Origin of the sequence: Nonomuraea jiangxiensis (assembly GCF_900099965.1) — a bacterium.
Classification (GTDB): domain Bacteria; phylum Actinomycetota; class Actinomycetes; order Streptosporangiales; family Streptosporangiaceae; genus Nonomuraea; species Nonomuraea jiangxiensis.
Genome location: NZ_FNDJ01000002.1, coordinates 452,793 through 468,475, shown reverse-complemented (window position 1 = coordinate 468,475; position 15,683 = coordinate 452,793). Strand labels below are relative to the sequence as shown.

At 69.9% G+C, this 15,683-nt stretch carries 13 protein-coding genes; 4 read left to right on the top strand and 9 right to left on the bottom strand.

What is annotated here, in order from left to right:
* Positions 1-30 precede the first annotated feature (30 nt).
* From BLS95_RS05400 to BLS95_RS05390, 3 genes are all read left to right on the top strand, one after another.
* A complete protein-coding gene (locus tag BLS95_RS05400) occupies positions 31-3,165 on the top strand; it encodes a DEAD/DEAH box helicase (RefSeq protein WP_218135608.1) in 3,135 nt (1,044 codons plus the stop codon).
* 3 nt (positions 3,166-3,168) lie between these two features.
* Positions 3,169-3,936 carry an SWIM zinc finger family protein gene (locus BLS95_RS05395; RefSeq protein WP_090929719.1) on the top strand — a complete coding sequence of 256 codons (768 nt, stop codon included), beginning with the start codon at positions 3,169-3,171 and terminating at the stop codon, positions 3,934-3,936.
* Between the two features lie 70 nt (positions 3,937-4,006).
* Positions 4,007-4,480 (top strand): hypothetical protein, encoded by a 474-nt coding sequence (locus tag BLS95_RS05390; RefSeq protein WP_090929718.1) that lies wholly within the window; start codon positions 4,007-4,009, stop codon positions 4,478-4,480.
* Here BLS95_RS05390 and BLS95_RS05385 read toward each other — a convergent pair.
* From BLS95_RS05385 to ctaD, 8 genes are all read right to left on the bottom strand, one after another.
* Positions 4,449-5,387 carry a diacylglycerol/lipid kinase family protein gene (locus BLS95_RS05385; RefSeq protein WP_090929717.1) on the bottom strand — a complete coding sequence of 313 codons (939 nt, stop codon included), beginning with the start codon at positions 5,385-5,387 and terminating at the stop codon, positions 4,449-4,451. The genes BLS95_RS05390 and BLS95_RS05385 overlap by 32 nt on opposite strands.
* Before the next feature lie 47 nt (positions 5,388-5,434).
* Positions 5,435-8,179, bottom strand: a complete 2,745-nt coding sequence (locus BLS95_RS05380) for an immune inhibitor A domain-containing protein (RefSeq protein ID WP_245764856.1) — start codon at positions 8,177-8,179, stop codon at positions 5,435-5,437.
* Positions 8,180-8,301: 122 nt separating this feature from the next.
* On the bottom strand, positions 8,302-8,643 hold the full coding sequence (frdD, locus tag BLS95_RS05375; RefSeq protein WP_090929716.1) for a fumarate reductase subunit FrdD: 342 nt from the start codon (positions 8,641-8,643) through the stop codon (positions 8,302-8,304).
* Complete coding sequence (locus BLS95_RS05370; protein WP_090929933.1) at positions 8,640-9,116, bottom strand: succinate dehydrogenase/fumarate reductase transmembrane subunit; 477 nt, start codon at positions 9,114-9,116, stop codon at positions 8,640-8,642. Before BLS95_RS05370 ends, frdD begins: the two co-directional genes overlap by 4 nt.
* Entirely contained in the window at positions 9,113-9,871 is a 759-nt protein-coding gene (gene sdhB / locus BLS95_RS05365; protein ID WP_342742673.1) for a succinate dehydrogenase iron-sulfur subunit, read from the bottom strand. The genes BLS95_RS05370 and sdhB overlap by 4 nt, the downstream gene beginning before the upstream one ends.
* Positions 9,868-11,598, bottom strand: coding sequence for a fumarate reductase (quinol) flavoprotein subunit (gene frdA / locus BLS95_RS05360; protein ID WP_090929715.1), 1,731 nt, complete (start codon positions 11,596-11,598; stop codon positions 9,868-9,870). Before frdA ends, sdhB begins: the two co-directional genes overlap by 4 nt.
* Before the next feature lie 5 nt (positions 11,599-11,603).
* Positions 11,604-11,837 carry a hypothetical protein gene (locus tag BLS95_RS05355; RefSeq protein ID WP_090929714.1) on the bottom strand — a complete coding sequence of 78 codons (234 nt, stop codon included), beginning with the start codon at positions 11,835-11,837 and terminating at the stop codon, positions 11,604-11,606.
* A gap of 33 nt (positions 11,838-11,870) precedes the next feature.
* Positions 11,871-13,637, bottom strand: coding sequence for an aa3-type cytochrome oxidase subunit I (gene ctaD / locus BLS95_RS05350; RefSeq protein WP_425434689.1), 1,767 nt, complete (start codon positions 13,635-13,637; stop codon positions 11,871-11,873).
* 245 nt (positions 13,638-13,882) lie between these two features.
* Here ctaD and BLS95_RS05345 point away from each other — a divergent pair, with 245 nt between their 5' ends.
* Positions 13,883-15,088 carry an aspartate aminotransferase type Ic gene (locus BLS95_RS05345; RefSeq protein WP_176993025.1) on the top strand — a complete coding sequence of 402 codons (1,206 nt, stop codon included), beginning with the start codon at positions 13,883-13,885 and terminating at the stop codon, positions 15,086-15,088.
* Here the strand turns inward: BLS95_RS05345 and BLS95_RS05340 are convergent, their stop codons facing one another.
* A complete protein-coding gene (locus BLS95_RS05340) occupies positions 15,089-15,658 on the bottom strand; it encodes a hypothetical protein (protein ID WP_090929712.1) in 570 nt (189 codons plus the stop codon). It abuts the gene before it with no gap.
* Positions 15,659-15,683 lie beyond the last annotated feature (25 nt).

The window sequence follows — 15,683 nt, the reverse complement described above, 5'->3', positions numbered from 1 at the left end:
TCTCCGGCCACCAGCCGGTAGCCTGCCAGGGTGGTGGTACATGGGGTCTGGACGCCGAGCGGGCTCGCCTTCTGGGCGGAGACCACAGACGCCGGACCACCCCCGCCGGACACCCCACACCAGCCCGCCTCACCACAACCCGCTCACGACCGGGCCGCCCTTGGCCGGACGACCCCGGACCGGACCGGCTCGGACCAGAGCGCACCGGTCCGGACCGGCTCGCGTCGGGGCGCGGCCGCGGCGCGGCCCCACCCTGGTGCCGCGCCGGCGCAGGCCGTCGCCGCCGTGCTCGGCCTCGATGACCCGCCGTACCGCACGCTGGAGCTGCTGCTCCCCGGGTCGGCGAAGGAGCCGCTGCCCTCGCCGGAGACCGGCCGGATGCCGGAGGTGACCCGGCCACGGTTGCGCCTGTGGCAGGTGCCCGCCGTCGTGCCATCGGTCGCGCAGGCGCTCCACGTGCTGTCCGAGCACACGGGCACCGCCACCCTGCGCCACTGGGCCGCCGTCGCCGGCTTCGCCCACGACCTCGTACGCCGGGGCCGCGTCATCCCCCAACTCCTCCGCTCCCCCGCCCCCAGCCCCTTCGAAGCGCCCGGCTCTTCCGAAGGGCCGGGCCCCGCTGAAGCGTCTGGCGCCTCCGCGGTGTCCGGCCACGAGGACGGCATGGCCATGTGGACGATTCCGCGGGCCGAGGCCCTCGCCCGGTGGCGGCCCGTGCTCACGGGAGCCGACGCCCGATACTTCCGGGAGCTGACGCTGGCCATGCCGCCCGCCTGCCGTACCGGGGCCGCGGAGCGCGCCGCCACGGACGTCCTGCGCGAGGCCGTCGACGCCTTCACCGACGCCGTCGTCAGGCGGGTGCTCACGGAACCCCTCGTCGCCGTGCCCAGGACCCCGCAGGAGCGCTGGCTGGCCGCCCTCACCGGCCCCGACCCGGCCTGCCCCGACGTCCCCGAGCTGCGCCAGGAGCTGGCCGGCTGGCACGACTCGGTGGCGGCGGCCGAGGGCGCGACCCGCGTCTGCTTCCGCCTCCAGGAGCCCGCGGACACCGACGACTGGCGGGTGGAGCTGGCGTTGCAGGCCGCCGACGACCCCAGCCTCTACGTCCCCGCCGAGCGGATCTGGCAGGGCGAGCAGGGCCTGCCGGGCAGGCCGGAGCGGGAGCTGCTGACCGGGCTGGGCCGCGCCGTCAGGCTCTATCCCGAGCTGGACCGGGCGCTGCGCGTCCCGCAGCCGAGCGAGTTGTGGCTCGACACCCCGGGCGCGTTCGGATTCCTGCGCCAGGCGGCGCCGCTGCTGCAGGCGGCCGGGTTCGGGGTGCAGTTGCCGCGCTGGGCCGGCCGTACGCGGCTGGGGCTGAAGCTCACGACCAGGACCAAGGCTCAGACGGCGGCCGTCTCGCAGGGGTTCGGGCTGCGGGAGCTGGTCGACTTCCGGATCGACCTGACGGTGGGCGACGAGACGATCAGCGAGGCGGAGCTGGCCGAGCTGGCCAGGCTCAAGGTGCCGCTGGTCAGGGTGCGCGGCCAGTGGGTGGAGCTGGACGACAGGCAGCTCAAGGCGGCGCTCAGGGCCGTGGAGGGCGGCCGCTCGGGCGAGACCACCGCCGCCGACATCCTGCGCGGCGTCGTCGGCGCCGCCCCCTGGGAGGACGACGACCTGCCGCTGCTGGCGGTCGACGCCGACGGCGTGCTCGGCGACCTGCTGTCCGGGCAGGCCGAGCGGCGGCTCACCCCGCTGTCCACCCCGGCGGGCCTTGACGCGACGCTCCGGCCGTACCAGGAGCGCGGGCTGGCGTGGCTGAGCTTCCTGTCCGAGCTGGGCCTCGGCGGGGTGCTGGCCGACGACATGGGACTGGGCAAGACGGTCACCACGCTGGCGCTGCTCGTGCACGAGCGGGCGAGCACCCCGACGCTGCTGGTGTGCCCGATGTCGCTGGTGGGCAACTGGCAGCGGGAGACGGCCAGGTTCGCGCCGGGGCTGCGGGTCTACGTGCACCACGGCAGCGGGCGCGACGCCGCCAGGATCGGCGGGGCCGACCTGGTCATCACCACGTACGGCACCGCGCAGCGCGACCTGGACACCCTGAAAACGCATGAGTGGCACCGGGTCGTGTGCGACGAGGCCCAGGCGATCAAGAACAGCTCGACGCTGCAGGCCAGGGCGGTACGGTCGATCCCCACCGGCACCCGGCTGGCCCTGACCGGGACGCCGGTGGAGAACCATCTGGCCGAGCTCTGGTCGATCATGGAGTTCGCCAATCCCGGGCTGCTGGGGTCGCGCTCGCGGTTCAGGAGCAGGTTCCAGGAGCCCATCGAGGCCCGCCAGGACGAGCAGGCCGCGCAGGCGCTCAAGCGGGCGACGGGGCCGTTCATCCTCCGCCGCGTCAAGACCGACAAGTCCATCATCTCCGACTTGCCGGAGAAGCTGGAGGTGAAGGAGTGGTGTCCGCTCACCACCGAGCAGGCCTCGCTCTACCAGGCGGTGGTGGAAGACATGCTGGCCAAGATCGACGACAGCGAGGGCATCGAGCGGCGCGGCCTGGTGCTGTCCGCGATGGCCCGGCTCAAGCAGGTCTGCAACCACCCGGCCCACCTGCTCAAGGACGGCTCCCGCCTGTCCGGCAGGTCCGGAAAACTCACCCGATTGGAGCAGCTTTCAGAAGAAATCCTCGCTGAAGGCGAAAAAGCCCTTCTTTTCACGCAATATGCGGAATTCGGGACCATGCTCCAGCCCTACCTCGCCCAGCACCTCGACCGCCCGGTCCTCTGGCTGCACGGCGGCCTGCCGAAGAAGACCCGCGACCGCCTGGTGGACCGGTTCCAGCACGACGAGGAGCCGATGCTGTTCGTGCTGTCGCTCAAGGCGGCGGGCGTGGGCCTCAACCTCACGGCCGCCAACCACGTCATCCACGTGGACCGCTGGTGGAACCCGGCCGTCGAGGACCAGGCCACCGACCGCGCGTTCAGGATCGGGCAGCGCAAGAACGTACAGGTGCGCAAGCTCATCTGCGCGGGCACGCTGGAGGAGCGCGTGGACCAGATGATCGAGCGCAAGAAGGCGCTGGCCGAGCGGGTGGTGGGCACCGGCGAGGAGTGGCTCACCGACCTGTCCACCGACGAGTTGCGCGAGGTGTTCGAGCTGACCGCCGAGGGGGTGGGCTGAACGATGGCGTGGTTCGAGGCGAGCGGGCCGATCAGGGTCGAGGGCGGCATCAGGGCGCGCACGCAGCGCGGCAGCATCGGCTCCACCTGGTGGTCGCGGCGTTTCATCGACATCCTGGAGCGCGTCTGCGACCGGGGGCGCCTGTCCCGCGGCCGGGCCTACGCCCGACAGGGCCAGGTCCTGTCGATCGACCTGGTCCCGGGTGAGGTCAGGGCCGCCGTCCAGGGGTCGCGGAGCGAGCCGTACCAGGTCGGGATCAGGATCGAGGCGTACGACGAGGACCGCTGGGCCACCATCGAGCACTCGATCGCCGCGCAGGCCGTCTACCGGGCCAAGCTGCTGGCGGGTGAGATGCCGGTGGAGATCGAGGAGCTGTTCGCCGCGCTCGGCATCGACCTGTTCCCGCGCGACCTGGACATGGACTGCTCGTGCCCCGACTGGGGGTTCCCCTGCAAGCACCTGTCGGCCGTGCTCTACCTGCTGGCCGAGTCGTTCGACGACGATCCGTTCCTGGTGCTGGCCTGGCGCGGGCGCACCCGCGAGCAACTGCTCGGCTCCCTGGCCGACGAGACGGGCGCGGACCCGCTGCGGGTGGCGGACGTCCCGTTCGCCGACCGGCTGGCCGACTTCTTCGCCCCCGGCGCCACCGCCCACCGCCCCGAGCGCCGCCCCACGACCGCCGCCCCCGACCTGCTGCTGCGCGTCTTCCCGCCACCCGCCGGCCTGGACCGCACGCTCACCCCGGCCTACCGCCGCCTCCCGAACGCCTAAAACCCCCTCGTGACCTTCAGTGTCAACTCCCCTACGGTGAGTGCACGAGAAATCGACCAGGGAGGGAAGGATGACGTTCTCCATGCGCGCGGCGGGCGCAGTGGTGGGCACGGCGGTGGGCACAGTGGCGGTGCTGACGGGATCGCTCACCGGGTCCGCGCGGGCCCGCGCCGACGACTTCCCGTGCGGCGTCCCGTTCGAGCGGGTCATCGACGGCGAGGCCCACACCGTGCAGATCTGCCCCGACTGGGCGCCCGACGGCAGGATCCCCGTGCACGCGACCGTCCGCGACATCCGCGTGGTGGGCCACATCGAGGCGGCCGGCGACGACTGGTACGCGTGCGGGCTGAAGGGCCGCCGCCACGCCCTCGGGAACGGCCGCGTCAACGACTGGTGGGCCAAGACCATGGCCGACAACGGCGCCTGGGGCTATGTCAGCCAGCTCTACTTCCGCGGGGGCGGCAACCTGGAGCCCGACCGGGGGCTGCTGCGGTGCGCGCCCGAACGCCCGGTCAGCGATCCTCGAAGGAGGCGGGCACCATGACCCGCACTCCGTTCGGCACCACGCGGAGCCGGATCGGGGTGCGCAGGCCCACCTCGCCGTCCACGTCGGCGGCCAGCGGCGGGTCGGTCTCCAGCAGCATCTCGCGCCCCATCACGAACGGCCCGCCCGCCAGGCTGCGCCAGCGGCCGGTGGTCGCCCTGATCAGGGTCTCGCCGAGCAGCCGCAGCTTCTTGCCGGAGCCGAGCTGGTAGGCCACCAGCATGCCGTTGTCGATGCTGATGTCCCTGGCCACCTGCCAGCCGCCGTGGAAGCGGCCGTTGGCGATGTTGAGCTGGTGGGTGAGCAGCTCGTGGCGCTCCCCCTCGACCGTGATGTAGGCGCGGAACGGCGTGTGCCCCGGCAGGATCGTCAGCGCGGTCAGCGGGTAGGCGGGGCGCCCCACGATGCGCTTGAGCCACGGCTTGACCTTGCCCGCCACCTCGACGGACACGCCGAAGCTGGCCAGGTTGGCGAACGGCTGGTCGTCGGCCATGCCGAGGTCGATGTCGGCCACCTTGCCGTCGGCGAACACCCCGATCGCCCCCGCCAGGTCGAGCGGCAGCCCGAGGCTGCGGGCGAAGTTGTTGGTGGTGCCCAGGGGCAGCACGCCGAGCGCCACGTCGCGGTGGGCGACGTGGTGCACGGCGGAGGACAGGGTGCCGTCGCCGCCGCCGACGATGAGCAGGTCCGGGCCGGTGGCCAGGGCCGTGTCCAGCAGGTCGCGCAACCGCTTGGGGTTGTAGACCGACAGCTCGGCCAGCGGCTCGAACCCGAGGTTGTGGATCTGCTCGATCACCTCGAAGTAGTGGCGGCGACCACGGCGCGAGCGAGTGTTCACCACCACCGCCACCCGGCGATCCCGACGGATCGCCTCGGTGTGCTCTTCTTTGGTGCGCAGTTCGCTCATGGTCATCAATCGTAGGGGCCGCTGAGGGCTCCAGCGGCCCCTACATTTCACTTCTTCGGCGGCGTCACCTGGACGATGGCACCGATGTTACCGGGCAGCGGGCTGACCAGCTTGAACTGCACGCCGAGCGCCTTGCCCTCGTCACCGGGGTTGCCGGTGCCGAGCACCGAGCCGCCGGCCACCCGGCCGTACAGCTCCGGCGCCGGAGTGCCGTCCTGGTGCACCACGCGGGTGCTGTAGGCCTGGTCACCCTTGGCGGGCACGACCGCCGAGGCGTCGAAGTCGCGGTAGTAGAGCCCGCCGTTGATCTGCTCGATGCCGGGGAACCACGTCTTCGCGTCCGTGAACGCCGAGACGCCCTTCTGCGCGGGGAAGTCCGTGCAGTACGCGCTGAACGGCTCGTCCGCCGCCTCGATGCACTCCTTGAAGGGGTAGGTCTTGCCGAACCCGAACGCCGCGTTGGAGGTCTGGACGCGCCCCTGCAGGTTCTTGTTCAGCGTCGGGTCCTTCTCGGCCGCGGTCCCGGTGCGGCGCAGCGGTTCGTAGTGGGAGTCCACGACCAGCAGGCTGCCCTTGGGGCCGAGGCTCGGCGGGGCCGTGATGGTCTCGCCGACGTTGTTGGTGGTGAAGGTGGAGTCGCGGTACCACACCAGCAGGCCGGGCGCGTTGTACTTCACCTTCTGCACCTGCCAGGCCCCGTCGCGGAGGTAGTCGCTGTCGTAGGTGTAGGCCAGGCCCTTGTCGAAGCCGTCGAAGTTCCGCCACTCCGCGAGGTAGAAGCGGGAGATCTCGCGCTCGCCGTTGTTGCGGGTCCAGCCCTGGCCGCTGGTGTTGGTGAACGTGCCGCCCACCGCCAGCCAGCCGTTGGCGCCGCCCTCGACGTCGTCGCTCCACACCGACGTGCCGCCGTTGGTGAGCTCGAAGTCGTCGGCGTGCCAGCCGCGCGGAGTGAAGGCCGCGTCGGTGTTGTACGTCAGCCGCAGCTTGATCGTCTGCCCGGCGTACGGCGTCAGGTCGGCGTAGTCGTGCCGCCAGCCGCCGGTGTCGCCGGTGAGGCCGTACTTCTTGTTGCCGAACGTGGCGAGATTCTTGTTCGGGTCCGGGTAGCCGTCAGGCGTGGTGACCTCGGTGCCGGCCTCGTCGTAGACCTTCTGCTGGGTCCAGGTCTCGCCGCCGTCGGTCGACACCTCGACGAAGCCGAAGTCCCAGTCCTGCTCGATCTCGTAGTTGTTCCACATCCAGAACTTCAGGTCCGTACCGGCCGGGACGGGCAGGTCACGGGTGAGGGTGACGTTGGCCCATTCCTGGTCGAGGTTGGTCCACCAGGCGTTCGAGCCGCTGTGCGGTTCGATCATCCGCTGCGGTGTGGAGGCCAGGTTCACCCGGACGCCGTCCTGGGTGAGCTTGGGCGTGCGCGAGGACTGCCCGACCGTGACGAGCTGGGAGCGGTCGCCGGGGTCGAGCGTCTTCGGGTTCGCCCAGCCGAGCACCCACTTGTCCCACAGGCCCATGTGCGTCGGCATCGACTGGAAGATCGGGCCGGCGTGGGAGCCGCTGGACATCAGGTCCCAGAAGTCCACGGCCGAGCTGGCCGCGCCCGAGGTGTCGTACAGGTCGGGCAGGCCGAGGTCGTGACCGTACTCGTGGGCGAAGACACCGACGCCGGAGTCCTCGGGCTGCACGATGTAGTTGGAGATCTTCTTGTCGCTGCCGGGGATGTGGTAGCCGCCGGCGACCGCGCTGGAGTGCGCCCAGATGGCGTAGGTCCCCTCGGCGCCGCCGTCGGAGGACTTGTCCTTGCCGGCGTGCACGAGCACGAGGTGGTCGACGACGCCGTCGGGCTCGTTGTGGTTGCCGTCGCCGTCGGCGTCGGAGATGTCCTCGAGGTCGTAGTCGGCCCACGGGAAGTCCGGCTGGCTCTGGGCCAGGGCGTCGACCGCGTCGATGGCCAGCTCCTGGGCGCCGCGCGGGTTGTCCGGGTGGCCGGACATGTCCTGGGGCGCGCCGCCGCAGGCCGCGGCGCCGTACCAGGCCTCGGAGTGCGGGACCTTGATCCAGCCCACGGCCGAGCCGGTGACGGAGTAGGCGCCCTTGGACATCTCCTCGTACATCCGCTTCAGCGTGGAGCCGGAGATGTCGATGCCGCGCTTGCCGTCACGCGGGTCCCGCAGGTCGGGGCGGACGCGCTCGGTGATGCCCTTGTCGGTGTAGAGCATCTTGTTGAAGTGCTCGGTGCTGAAGTCCTTGACCCAGAAGGAGTTGTTGTCCTTGTGCGGCAGCGTCGCCGGGTCCGGGATGTTGTTGTGCAGGGGGCCGTTCTTGAGCGTCCCTGGCGGCTCGACCACGCAGTCGTCGGGCGCGCTGTTGACCGTGCGCAGCCGGTTGAAACCGGAGAAGTCGTCGTTGGCCTGCTCGTCGAACTCGACCAGGAGGGTCAGGAGCTTGGCCGTACGGGTCTGCTTGGAATTCTTGAAGATCCATTCAGCCGGGTTGCGGCCGGTCTTGATCGCCTGCTGCTCGCGGGCGGCGAGGATGCGGCCGGCCGCCGGATTCCCACTGCTGAACTTCCGGTCGAACTTCTGCGCCGGGGTGAGCTTGCGCTGGTTCCGGGCGTCGAGCGCGGGTTCCTTCGGATCACGCTCGACCTGGGGCGGAGCGTAGTTGATGTAGAAATCCGCGGCAGTCGGCTGGTAGTTCGCGACCGAGGACGCCTGGGCGCCGGGCACGGACAGGGCCGCTCCCAGGAGGGCGACCGCAGGGAGAATGGCTAATAGGCGCTTTGTACGTGGCACCAGGAACCCTCTCTGCCCGGGATCTCCGGGCGAATGGCCTAGGGGTGTGCAATGCCGGACGCTAGAGGGTAAGTAAACCAATCGTAAAGTACGTTGGTGAAACGTGATCAAACCACGACATATCAGAACAGCAAAAGCGCCGTGATGACCCCGCCCGCGATGGCACCCCCGTAGCAGAGCACCGCCACGACCAGGTCGAACCTGGCGATGCCGAGCAGTTCCTCGCTGGTGTGCCTGATCCGGTGCGCCGCGTGGAAGAGGCACAGCACGGCGACGACCAGCAGCGCCAGCCGCACGAGCACGTTGTCCAGCAGCGCGCTCAGGTGCTCGGCGGTCGGCCAGTCGACCACGCCGAGCGGCATGAGCACCCCGAACAGCAGCACGAGCACCGGCAGCAGGAACGCCGCCAGCACGCCCCCGCCGCTGAACAGCAACCACAGGTACGGTTCCAGCGTGCGCTTCATGGCGTCCTCAGCACGAAGTAGGCGATCGCCGCGGAGATCACCGCCCAGGCCGAGTGGTTGCCCCCCTGGATCATCCAGGCGGGCACCCGCCAGCCGTCCAGGCGGACGACCGTGGCCTTGGGCGCGAGGTTCAGGAACGTGACGGCGTGGAAGACGGTCGCGGCCAGGGCCACCACGTTGATCGCGATCATCCACGGCCGGGCGGCCAGCGCGGCGAAGTCCGGCAGCGTGCCACCCAGCACCGCGTCCACCAGCATCATGGTGAACACGACCGACCAGGCCACGAAGACGCTGGTCAGCTCGCGCAGCACGAAGAGGGTGTAGGTGCGGGTGCGGGCGAACCACAACGGGTCGCGCCCCGGCCGGTAACCGGCCGCGCCGGTCCGTACGAAAGCGCCCTGCGAGGCGCCGGAGGAGGCGCCCGGGGAAGCGCCCGGGGAAGCGCCCGAGGAGGCACTGCCGCCGGCCGTCATCGCCGGCTCCACGGCAGCACCGAGCGCAGGGCGGCCGTCAGCTTGTAGCGCTGGATGGCCTCGGCCGGGTCCACGTGCTTGGGGCACACCCGGGTGCACTCGCCCACGAACGTGCACCCCCACACCGCGTCGTCCAGGTTGAGCACGTCGAACCGGTCGCCCATGTCACGCGAGTCCAGGTTGTAGCGCTGGGCCAGGGCGATGGCCGCCGGGCCGAGGAAGTCGGGGTCGAGCACGTAGACGGGGCAGGCCGAGTAGCACAGCGTGCAGTTGATGCACATGCTGTACTGCTTGTACGCCTCCAGCTGCGCGGGCGTCTGGGCGTACTCGGTGGTCAGCGGCAGCTCCTCGCCCTCCCGGATCAGCCACGGGCGCACCGACGACAGCTTGGCCAGGAAGTCGTCGATGTCCACCACCAGGTCCTTGATGACCGGGAAACCCTTCAGCGGCTCGATCCGCACCGGGCCCTGCCCGTATTCGGTGAGGAAGGTGCCGCAGGTCAGCCGGGGCTCGCCGTTGACCGTCATGCCGCACGAGCCGCACACGCCCATCCGGCACGACCAGCGGTAGGACAGGCTGCCGTCGAGCTGGTCCTTGATGTGGTTGAGCCCGTCGAGCACGGCCCAGTCGGCCATGAGCGGCACGTCGTACCCCTGGAACACCGGCTCGGTGTCCTCCCCCGGCCGGAATCGCATGACCTCCATCCGGATGGTGCGAGCACCGGCCTCCTCCGTCGTGTCAGTCTCGGCGTTCAACGGCCATACACCCTTTCTCCCGGAGGCCAGCGGGTGATCGTCACGGGGAGCAGGCCGACGGACGGGGTGCCGTCGGGCGCGCGGTGCACCAGCGAGTGCGCGAGGAAGGAGTCGTCGTCCCTGGCGGTGAAGTCGGTGCGCTGGTGCGCGCCGCGCGACTCCTGCCTGTTCAGCGCGCAGGCCACGATCGTCTGCGCGACCTCCAGCATGGTGCGTAACTCCAGCAGGTTGAGCAGTTCGGTGTTGAAGGCGACGCCGGTGTCGTCGAAGCGGACCTCCTCGGCCCGGGCGCGCAGGTCGGCGAGCGTGTCGACGGCCTTGGCCAGGACGTCCCCCGTGCGGTAGATGCCGGCCGCCCCCTCCAGCGTGTGCTGCATCCGCTCCCGCAGGTCGGCGACGCGCTCGCCGGTCCTCCTGCCCTCGCGCTCGCGTTCCAGGAGCCGCCGCTCGTCCTCCCCCTGGGTCCGTACGGCCCGCGGCTCGCCGTCCCGGTGCGCCCTGGCGAACTCGGCGGCGGCCAGGGCCGCCCGGCGGCCGAACACGAGGATCTCCGGCAGCGAGTTCGAGCCGAGCCGGTTGGCGCCGTTGATGCTCACGCAGGCGGTCTCACCGGCCGCGTACAGGCCGGCGATGGGGGTGGCGCCGTCGATGTCGGTGTGGACGCCGCCCATCATGTAGTGCACGACCGGGCGTACCGGGATGAGGTCGGTGGCCGGGTCGAGGTTCTGGTAGCTGCGGCACAGCTCGCGCACGAACGGGATGCGGGAGTCGATCTTGCTCTCGCCCAGGTGGCGCAGGTCCAGGTAGACGACGGGCCCGTACGGGGTGTCCGCCGTACGGCCCTTGTGCTGCTCGTGCACGAACGCCTGGGAGAGCCGGTCGCGCGGGCCCAGCTCCATGCTGCGCAGCTTCGGCGTGGGCGTGGGCGTGCCGAGGTCGTAGTCCTGGAGGTAGCGGTAGCCGTCCTTGTTGATCAGCCAGCCGCCCTCCGCCCTGGCCGCCTCGGTGATGAGGATGCCGGTGAACGGCAGGCCGGTCGGGTGGTACTGGACGAACTCCATGTCCTTGAGCGGGGCGCCCTCGCGGTAGGCCAGGGCCATGCCGTCGCCGGTCTTGATGGCGGCGTTCGTGGTGAAGGGGAAGACCCGGCCGCAGCCGCCGGTGGCCAGGATGACGGTCCTGGCGGGGATGGTCTCGATGCGGCCGGTCCTGATCTCGACGGCCACGACCCCGTGGACGCGGCCGTCGTCGACGACGAGCTTGGTGACGTACCACTCGTCGTACCTGATGATGTCCTGATATTTCAGGGTTGTTTGGAACAAGGTGTGCAGGAGGTGGAAGCCCGTCTTGTCGGCCGCGTACCAGGTGCGCTCCCGCTTCATGCCGCCGAACGGGCGGACCGCGACCCGGCCGTCGCCCTCGCGGCTCCAGGGGCAGCCCCAGTGTTCGAGCTGGATCAGCTCCCGCGGCGCCTCGGCCACGAACGCCTCGACCGCGTCCTGGTCGCAGAGCCAGTCACCACCCGAGATCGTGTCGTAACAGTGCTCGTCGAGCGTGTCGCCGATGTCGATCACCGCGGCGGCGCCGCCCTCGGCGGAGACGGTGTGGCTGCGCATCGGGTAGACCTTCGAGACGACCGCCACCTTGCACGCCGGGTCCTGCTCGGCGACCGCGATGGCCGCTCGTAGCCCCGCCCCGCCTCCTCCGACGATGAGCACATCGATCATTTAGGTCACTTCCCGAGGTCGGGTTGTATCGGGTCCTTGACCCGCTTGCCGTCGTGGCGGATGGCGGAGAGGTGGATGCTGCCGTCGTGGTAGTCGTGCCGGATCCTGCGGCAGCCGCAGTCGAAGAACTGGTCGCGGATCACCAGGCCGTAGCCATCGTCGTCGACGAGGCGCTCACCGCCGGACTTCTTCCCGCAGGGGGCCGTCTCGGGGTTGAAGGGGGTTCTCGTACCTGTCATCGCCGATCTCCCTAGATAGGCGAAAGGTCATGATCAATCTGTTGTTTCCTGGCGGGGCGGCGCCTCGGGCGTCCCGTCCCCGGAAACCTGCTCCGGCTCGGCCTCCGTTTCGGATTTGACCTCGGAATCGACTTCGGGATCGGCCGCCGGGGCCGACGGCACGTGGGGGTAGTGCAGGTCGAAGGCGGGACGTTCGGAGCGGATCGGCGGCATGCTGGTGAAGTTGTGCCGCGGCGGCGGGCAGGAGGTCGCCCACTCCAGCGAGTTGCCGTAGCCCCACGGGTCGTCGAGGGTGACCTTGGGCGCGTGCCTGGCGGTCTTGAAGACGTTGTAGAGGAACGGCAGCGTGGAGGCGCCGAGCAGGAACGCCCCGACGGAGGAGACCTCGTTGAGGAAGGTGAAGCCGTCGGACACGCCGTAGTCGGCGTACCGCCGGGGCATGCCGAGCTGCCCCAGCCAGTGCTGCACCAGGAACGTGGTGTGGAAACCGATGAACAGCGTCCAGAAGTGCACCTTGCCGAGCCGGTCGTCGAGCATCCTGCCGGTCATCTTCGGCCACCAGAAGTAGAAGCCGGAGAACATCGCGAACACGACCGTGCCGAAGACCACGTAGTGGAAGTGGGCCACCACGAAGTAGGTGTCGCTGATGTGGAAGTCGAGCGGCGGCGAGGCCAGGATGATCCCGGTGAGCCCGCCGAGCAGGAACGTCACGAGGAAGCCGACGGCGAAGAGCATCGGCGTCTCGAAGCTGAGATGGCCCCGCCACATCGTGCCGATCCAGTTGAAGAACTTCACCCCGGTCGGCACCGCGATCAAGAACGTCATGAACGAGAAGAACGGCAGCAGCACCTGCCCCGTCGGGAACATGTGGTGCGCCCACACGGTCATCGACAGCCCGGCGATGGCGATGGTCGCGCCCACCAGGCTCATGTAGCCGAAGATCGGCTTACGGCTGAAGACCGGGATCACCTCGGTGATGATCCCGAAGAACGGCAACGCGATGATGTAGACCTCGGGATGGCCGAAGAACCAGAACAGGTGCTGCCAGAGCATCGGCCCGCCGTTGACCGCCTCGAAGACCTGCGTGCCGAGCTTGCGGTCGGCCTCCAGCACCAGCAGCGCCGCGGCCAGCACCGGGAAGGCCATCAGCACGAGCATGCTGGTCAGCAGCACGTTCCAGGTGAACAGCGGGAGCCGGAACATCGTCATGCCGGGCGCCCGCATGCCGATGATCGTGGTGATGAAGTTGACGGCGCCGAGGATCGTGCCGAGGCCGGACAACGCCAGCCCCATGATCCACAGGTCGGCGCCCACCTGCGGCGAGAACGTGGCGGTGGCCAGCGGCGTGTACGCGAACCACCCGAAGTCCGCCGCCCCGCCCGGCGTGAAGAACCCCGCCACCACCATCAGCCCGCCGAACAGGAACAGCCAGTACGCGACCGCGTTCAGCCGGGGAAAGGCCACGTCGGGCGCGCCGATCTGCAGCGGCATCACCACGTTGGCGAACCCGGCGAACAGCGGCGTGGCGAACAGCAGCAGCATCACCGTGCCGTGGATGGTGAAGAGCTGGTTGTACTGATGCTGGTTGACCAGTTGCATGCCCGGCGACGCGAGCTCGGCCCGGATGATCATGGCCATGACGCCGGCCACGAGGAAGAACCCGAACGAGGTGATCAGATAGAGGTACCCGATGACCTTGTGGTCGGTCGTCGAGAGCCAGGAGGCGATGACGGTCCCGGTACGACGGCGCCTGACCTGCTCGATCGAGGTCTCGCGAACAGTCGTCACAACTGCTCCCATCCGATGCGGAGTGTTGGCTGCCCCGATCTACCCATTCCACGCCAACCAGCGCCGCTCGTGAAGTCGTTCTTGGATATTTCCGGGCGGCACTTTTGCCGCCCGCGCGGATTGGCCAGACGGTCCACATGCCGGATGGAGACCGGCTCATCCGGTGAATTCTCCTATCCTTCGTACGTGTGCAAGGCGCTGACCGAGGCCGGCCGCGAGACGCGGCCGCCCCGGACGGCCGACCCGGAGGAGAACTCGTGACCGCTCAGCGTGACTACGCCGCCCTCGTCCAGCAGGGGCTTTCGCTCGACCTCACCAGGGGCAAGCCGTCACCGCGCCAGCTCGATCTCTCCAACGTCATGCTGAAACTGCCCACGTCCTACCGGGCCGCCGACGGCAGTGACGGCCGCAACTACGGCAACCTTCAGGGGCTGCGCGAGCTGCGCGAGCTGTTCGCGCCGCTGGTCCAGGTGCCCGCCGAGCAGCTCGTCGTGGGCGGCAACTCCAGCCTGACCCTGATGCACGACACGATCGTGCACGCGCTGCTGGCGCCGCTGCCGGGCGCCGCGCGCCGGTGGGTGGAGGAGCCGGAGATCACGTTCCTGTGCCCCGTCCCCGGATATGACCGGCATTTCACGATCTGCGAGCGGTTCGGGATCAAGATGGTGCCCGTCCCGATGACCGCCACCGGCCCCGACATGGACGTGGTCGAGGGCCTGGTCGCCACCGACCCGAGCGTCAAGGGCATCTGGTGCGTGCCGAAGTACAGCAACCCGACGGGCGTCGTCTACAGCGACGAGACGGTACGCAGGCTCGCCGCCATGCCCACCGCCGCCCCCGATTTCCGGATTTTCTGGGACAACGCCTATGCGGTCCATCACCTCACCGACACCCCCGCCGAGCTGGCCGACCTGCTGGCGATCAGCGCCGGGCAGGGCCACCCCGACCGGGTGTTCGTCTACGCCTCCACCTCGAAGGTGACGCTGGCCGGGGCCGGCGTGTCGTTCTTCGGCTCCTCACCCGCGAACGTCGAGTGGTTCCTGCACCAGACCTCCAAGCAGTCCATCGGCCCGGACAAGCTCAACCAGCTCCGCCATGTGGAGTTCCTGGGCGACGCCGCCGGGGTGGCCGCCCACATGCGGCGGCACGCGGAGCTGGTCGGGCCGAAGTTCGAGCTGGTGGACAAGGTGCTGACCGACCGGCTCGGCGGCCTGGCCGAGTGGACCAGCCCGAAGGGCGGCTACTTCGTCAGCCTGGAGGTGCCGCACGCCGCCGAGGTGGTGGCCAGGGCCAAGGCGGCGGGCATCGCGCTGACGCCCGCGGGCGCCACCCACCCCTACGGCACCGACCCCGCCGACCGCACCATCAGGATCGCGCCGACCTACCCGGAGCTGGACGAGCTGGAGCGGGCCATCACCGGCCTGGCCGTCTGCGTCCGCCTGGTGGCGGAGGAGCGGGCCTGATCATCGGGAGTTTCTGAACCCGAAGATGTACTCGCGCGTCTCGCTCGGATGGAACGAGACGCCGACCCCGGGCTCGAACACCACGTTGTCGCGGGCGCAGTAGTAGAGGCTCTCCCAGACGGCCAGCGCCCTCTCCCTGGCGGGGGCCTCTACCGTGTCGCGTTTGCGCGCGCCGTACGAACCGAGGACGAACAGCAGCCCGAGCCCCCAGAACAGCCCCGTCAGGCAGAAGGGCGCCAGCAGCACCTCGCCCCACTGGGGGTCCTGTCCCATCGCGATCACCAGCGACACGACCAGGTGCCCCAGGGCCGCCACGCCGAGCATGATGTAGCCGTGGTTGCGGGTCCAGGGCGTGTAGTGGCGGCTGGGGAACGACAACCAGACCGCGAGCTGCGTACGGCTCATGACATGTTTGGACGCGCCCAGCGACGCCGCCGTGGGCAGATCGGCGATCTCACGCTCGCCGGGTAATCTGACCCGCCCGATCCGATAGGTGGTCCCTGCGGCGACGGCGCCCGGGACCGCGACAACCTGGCCGGTCTCCGAACACGTCGGGCACCTGACATCCACCCGGGCAGTCTGGCTGTAAGCAACG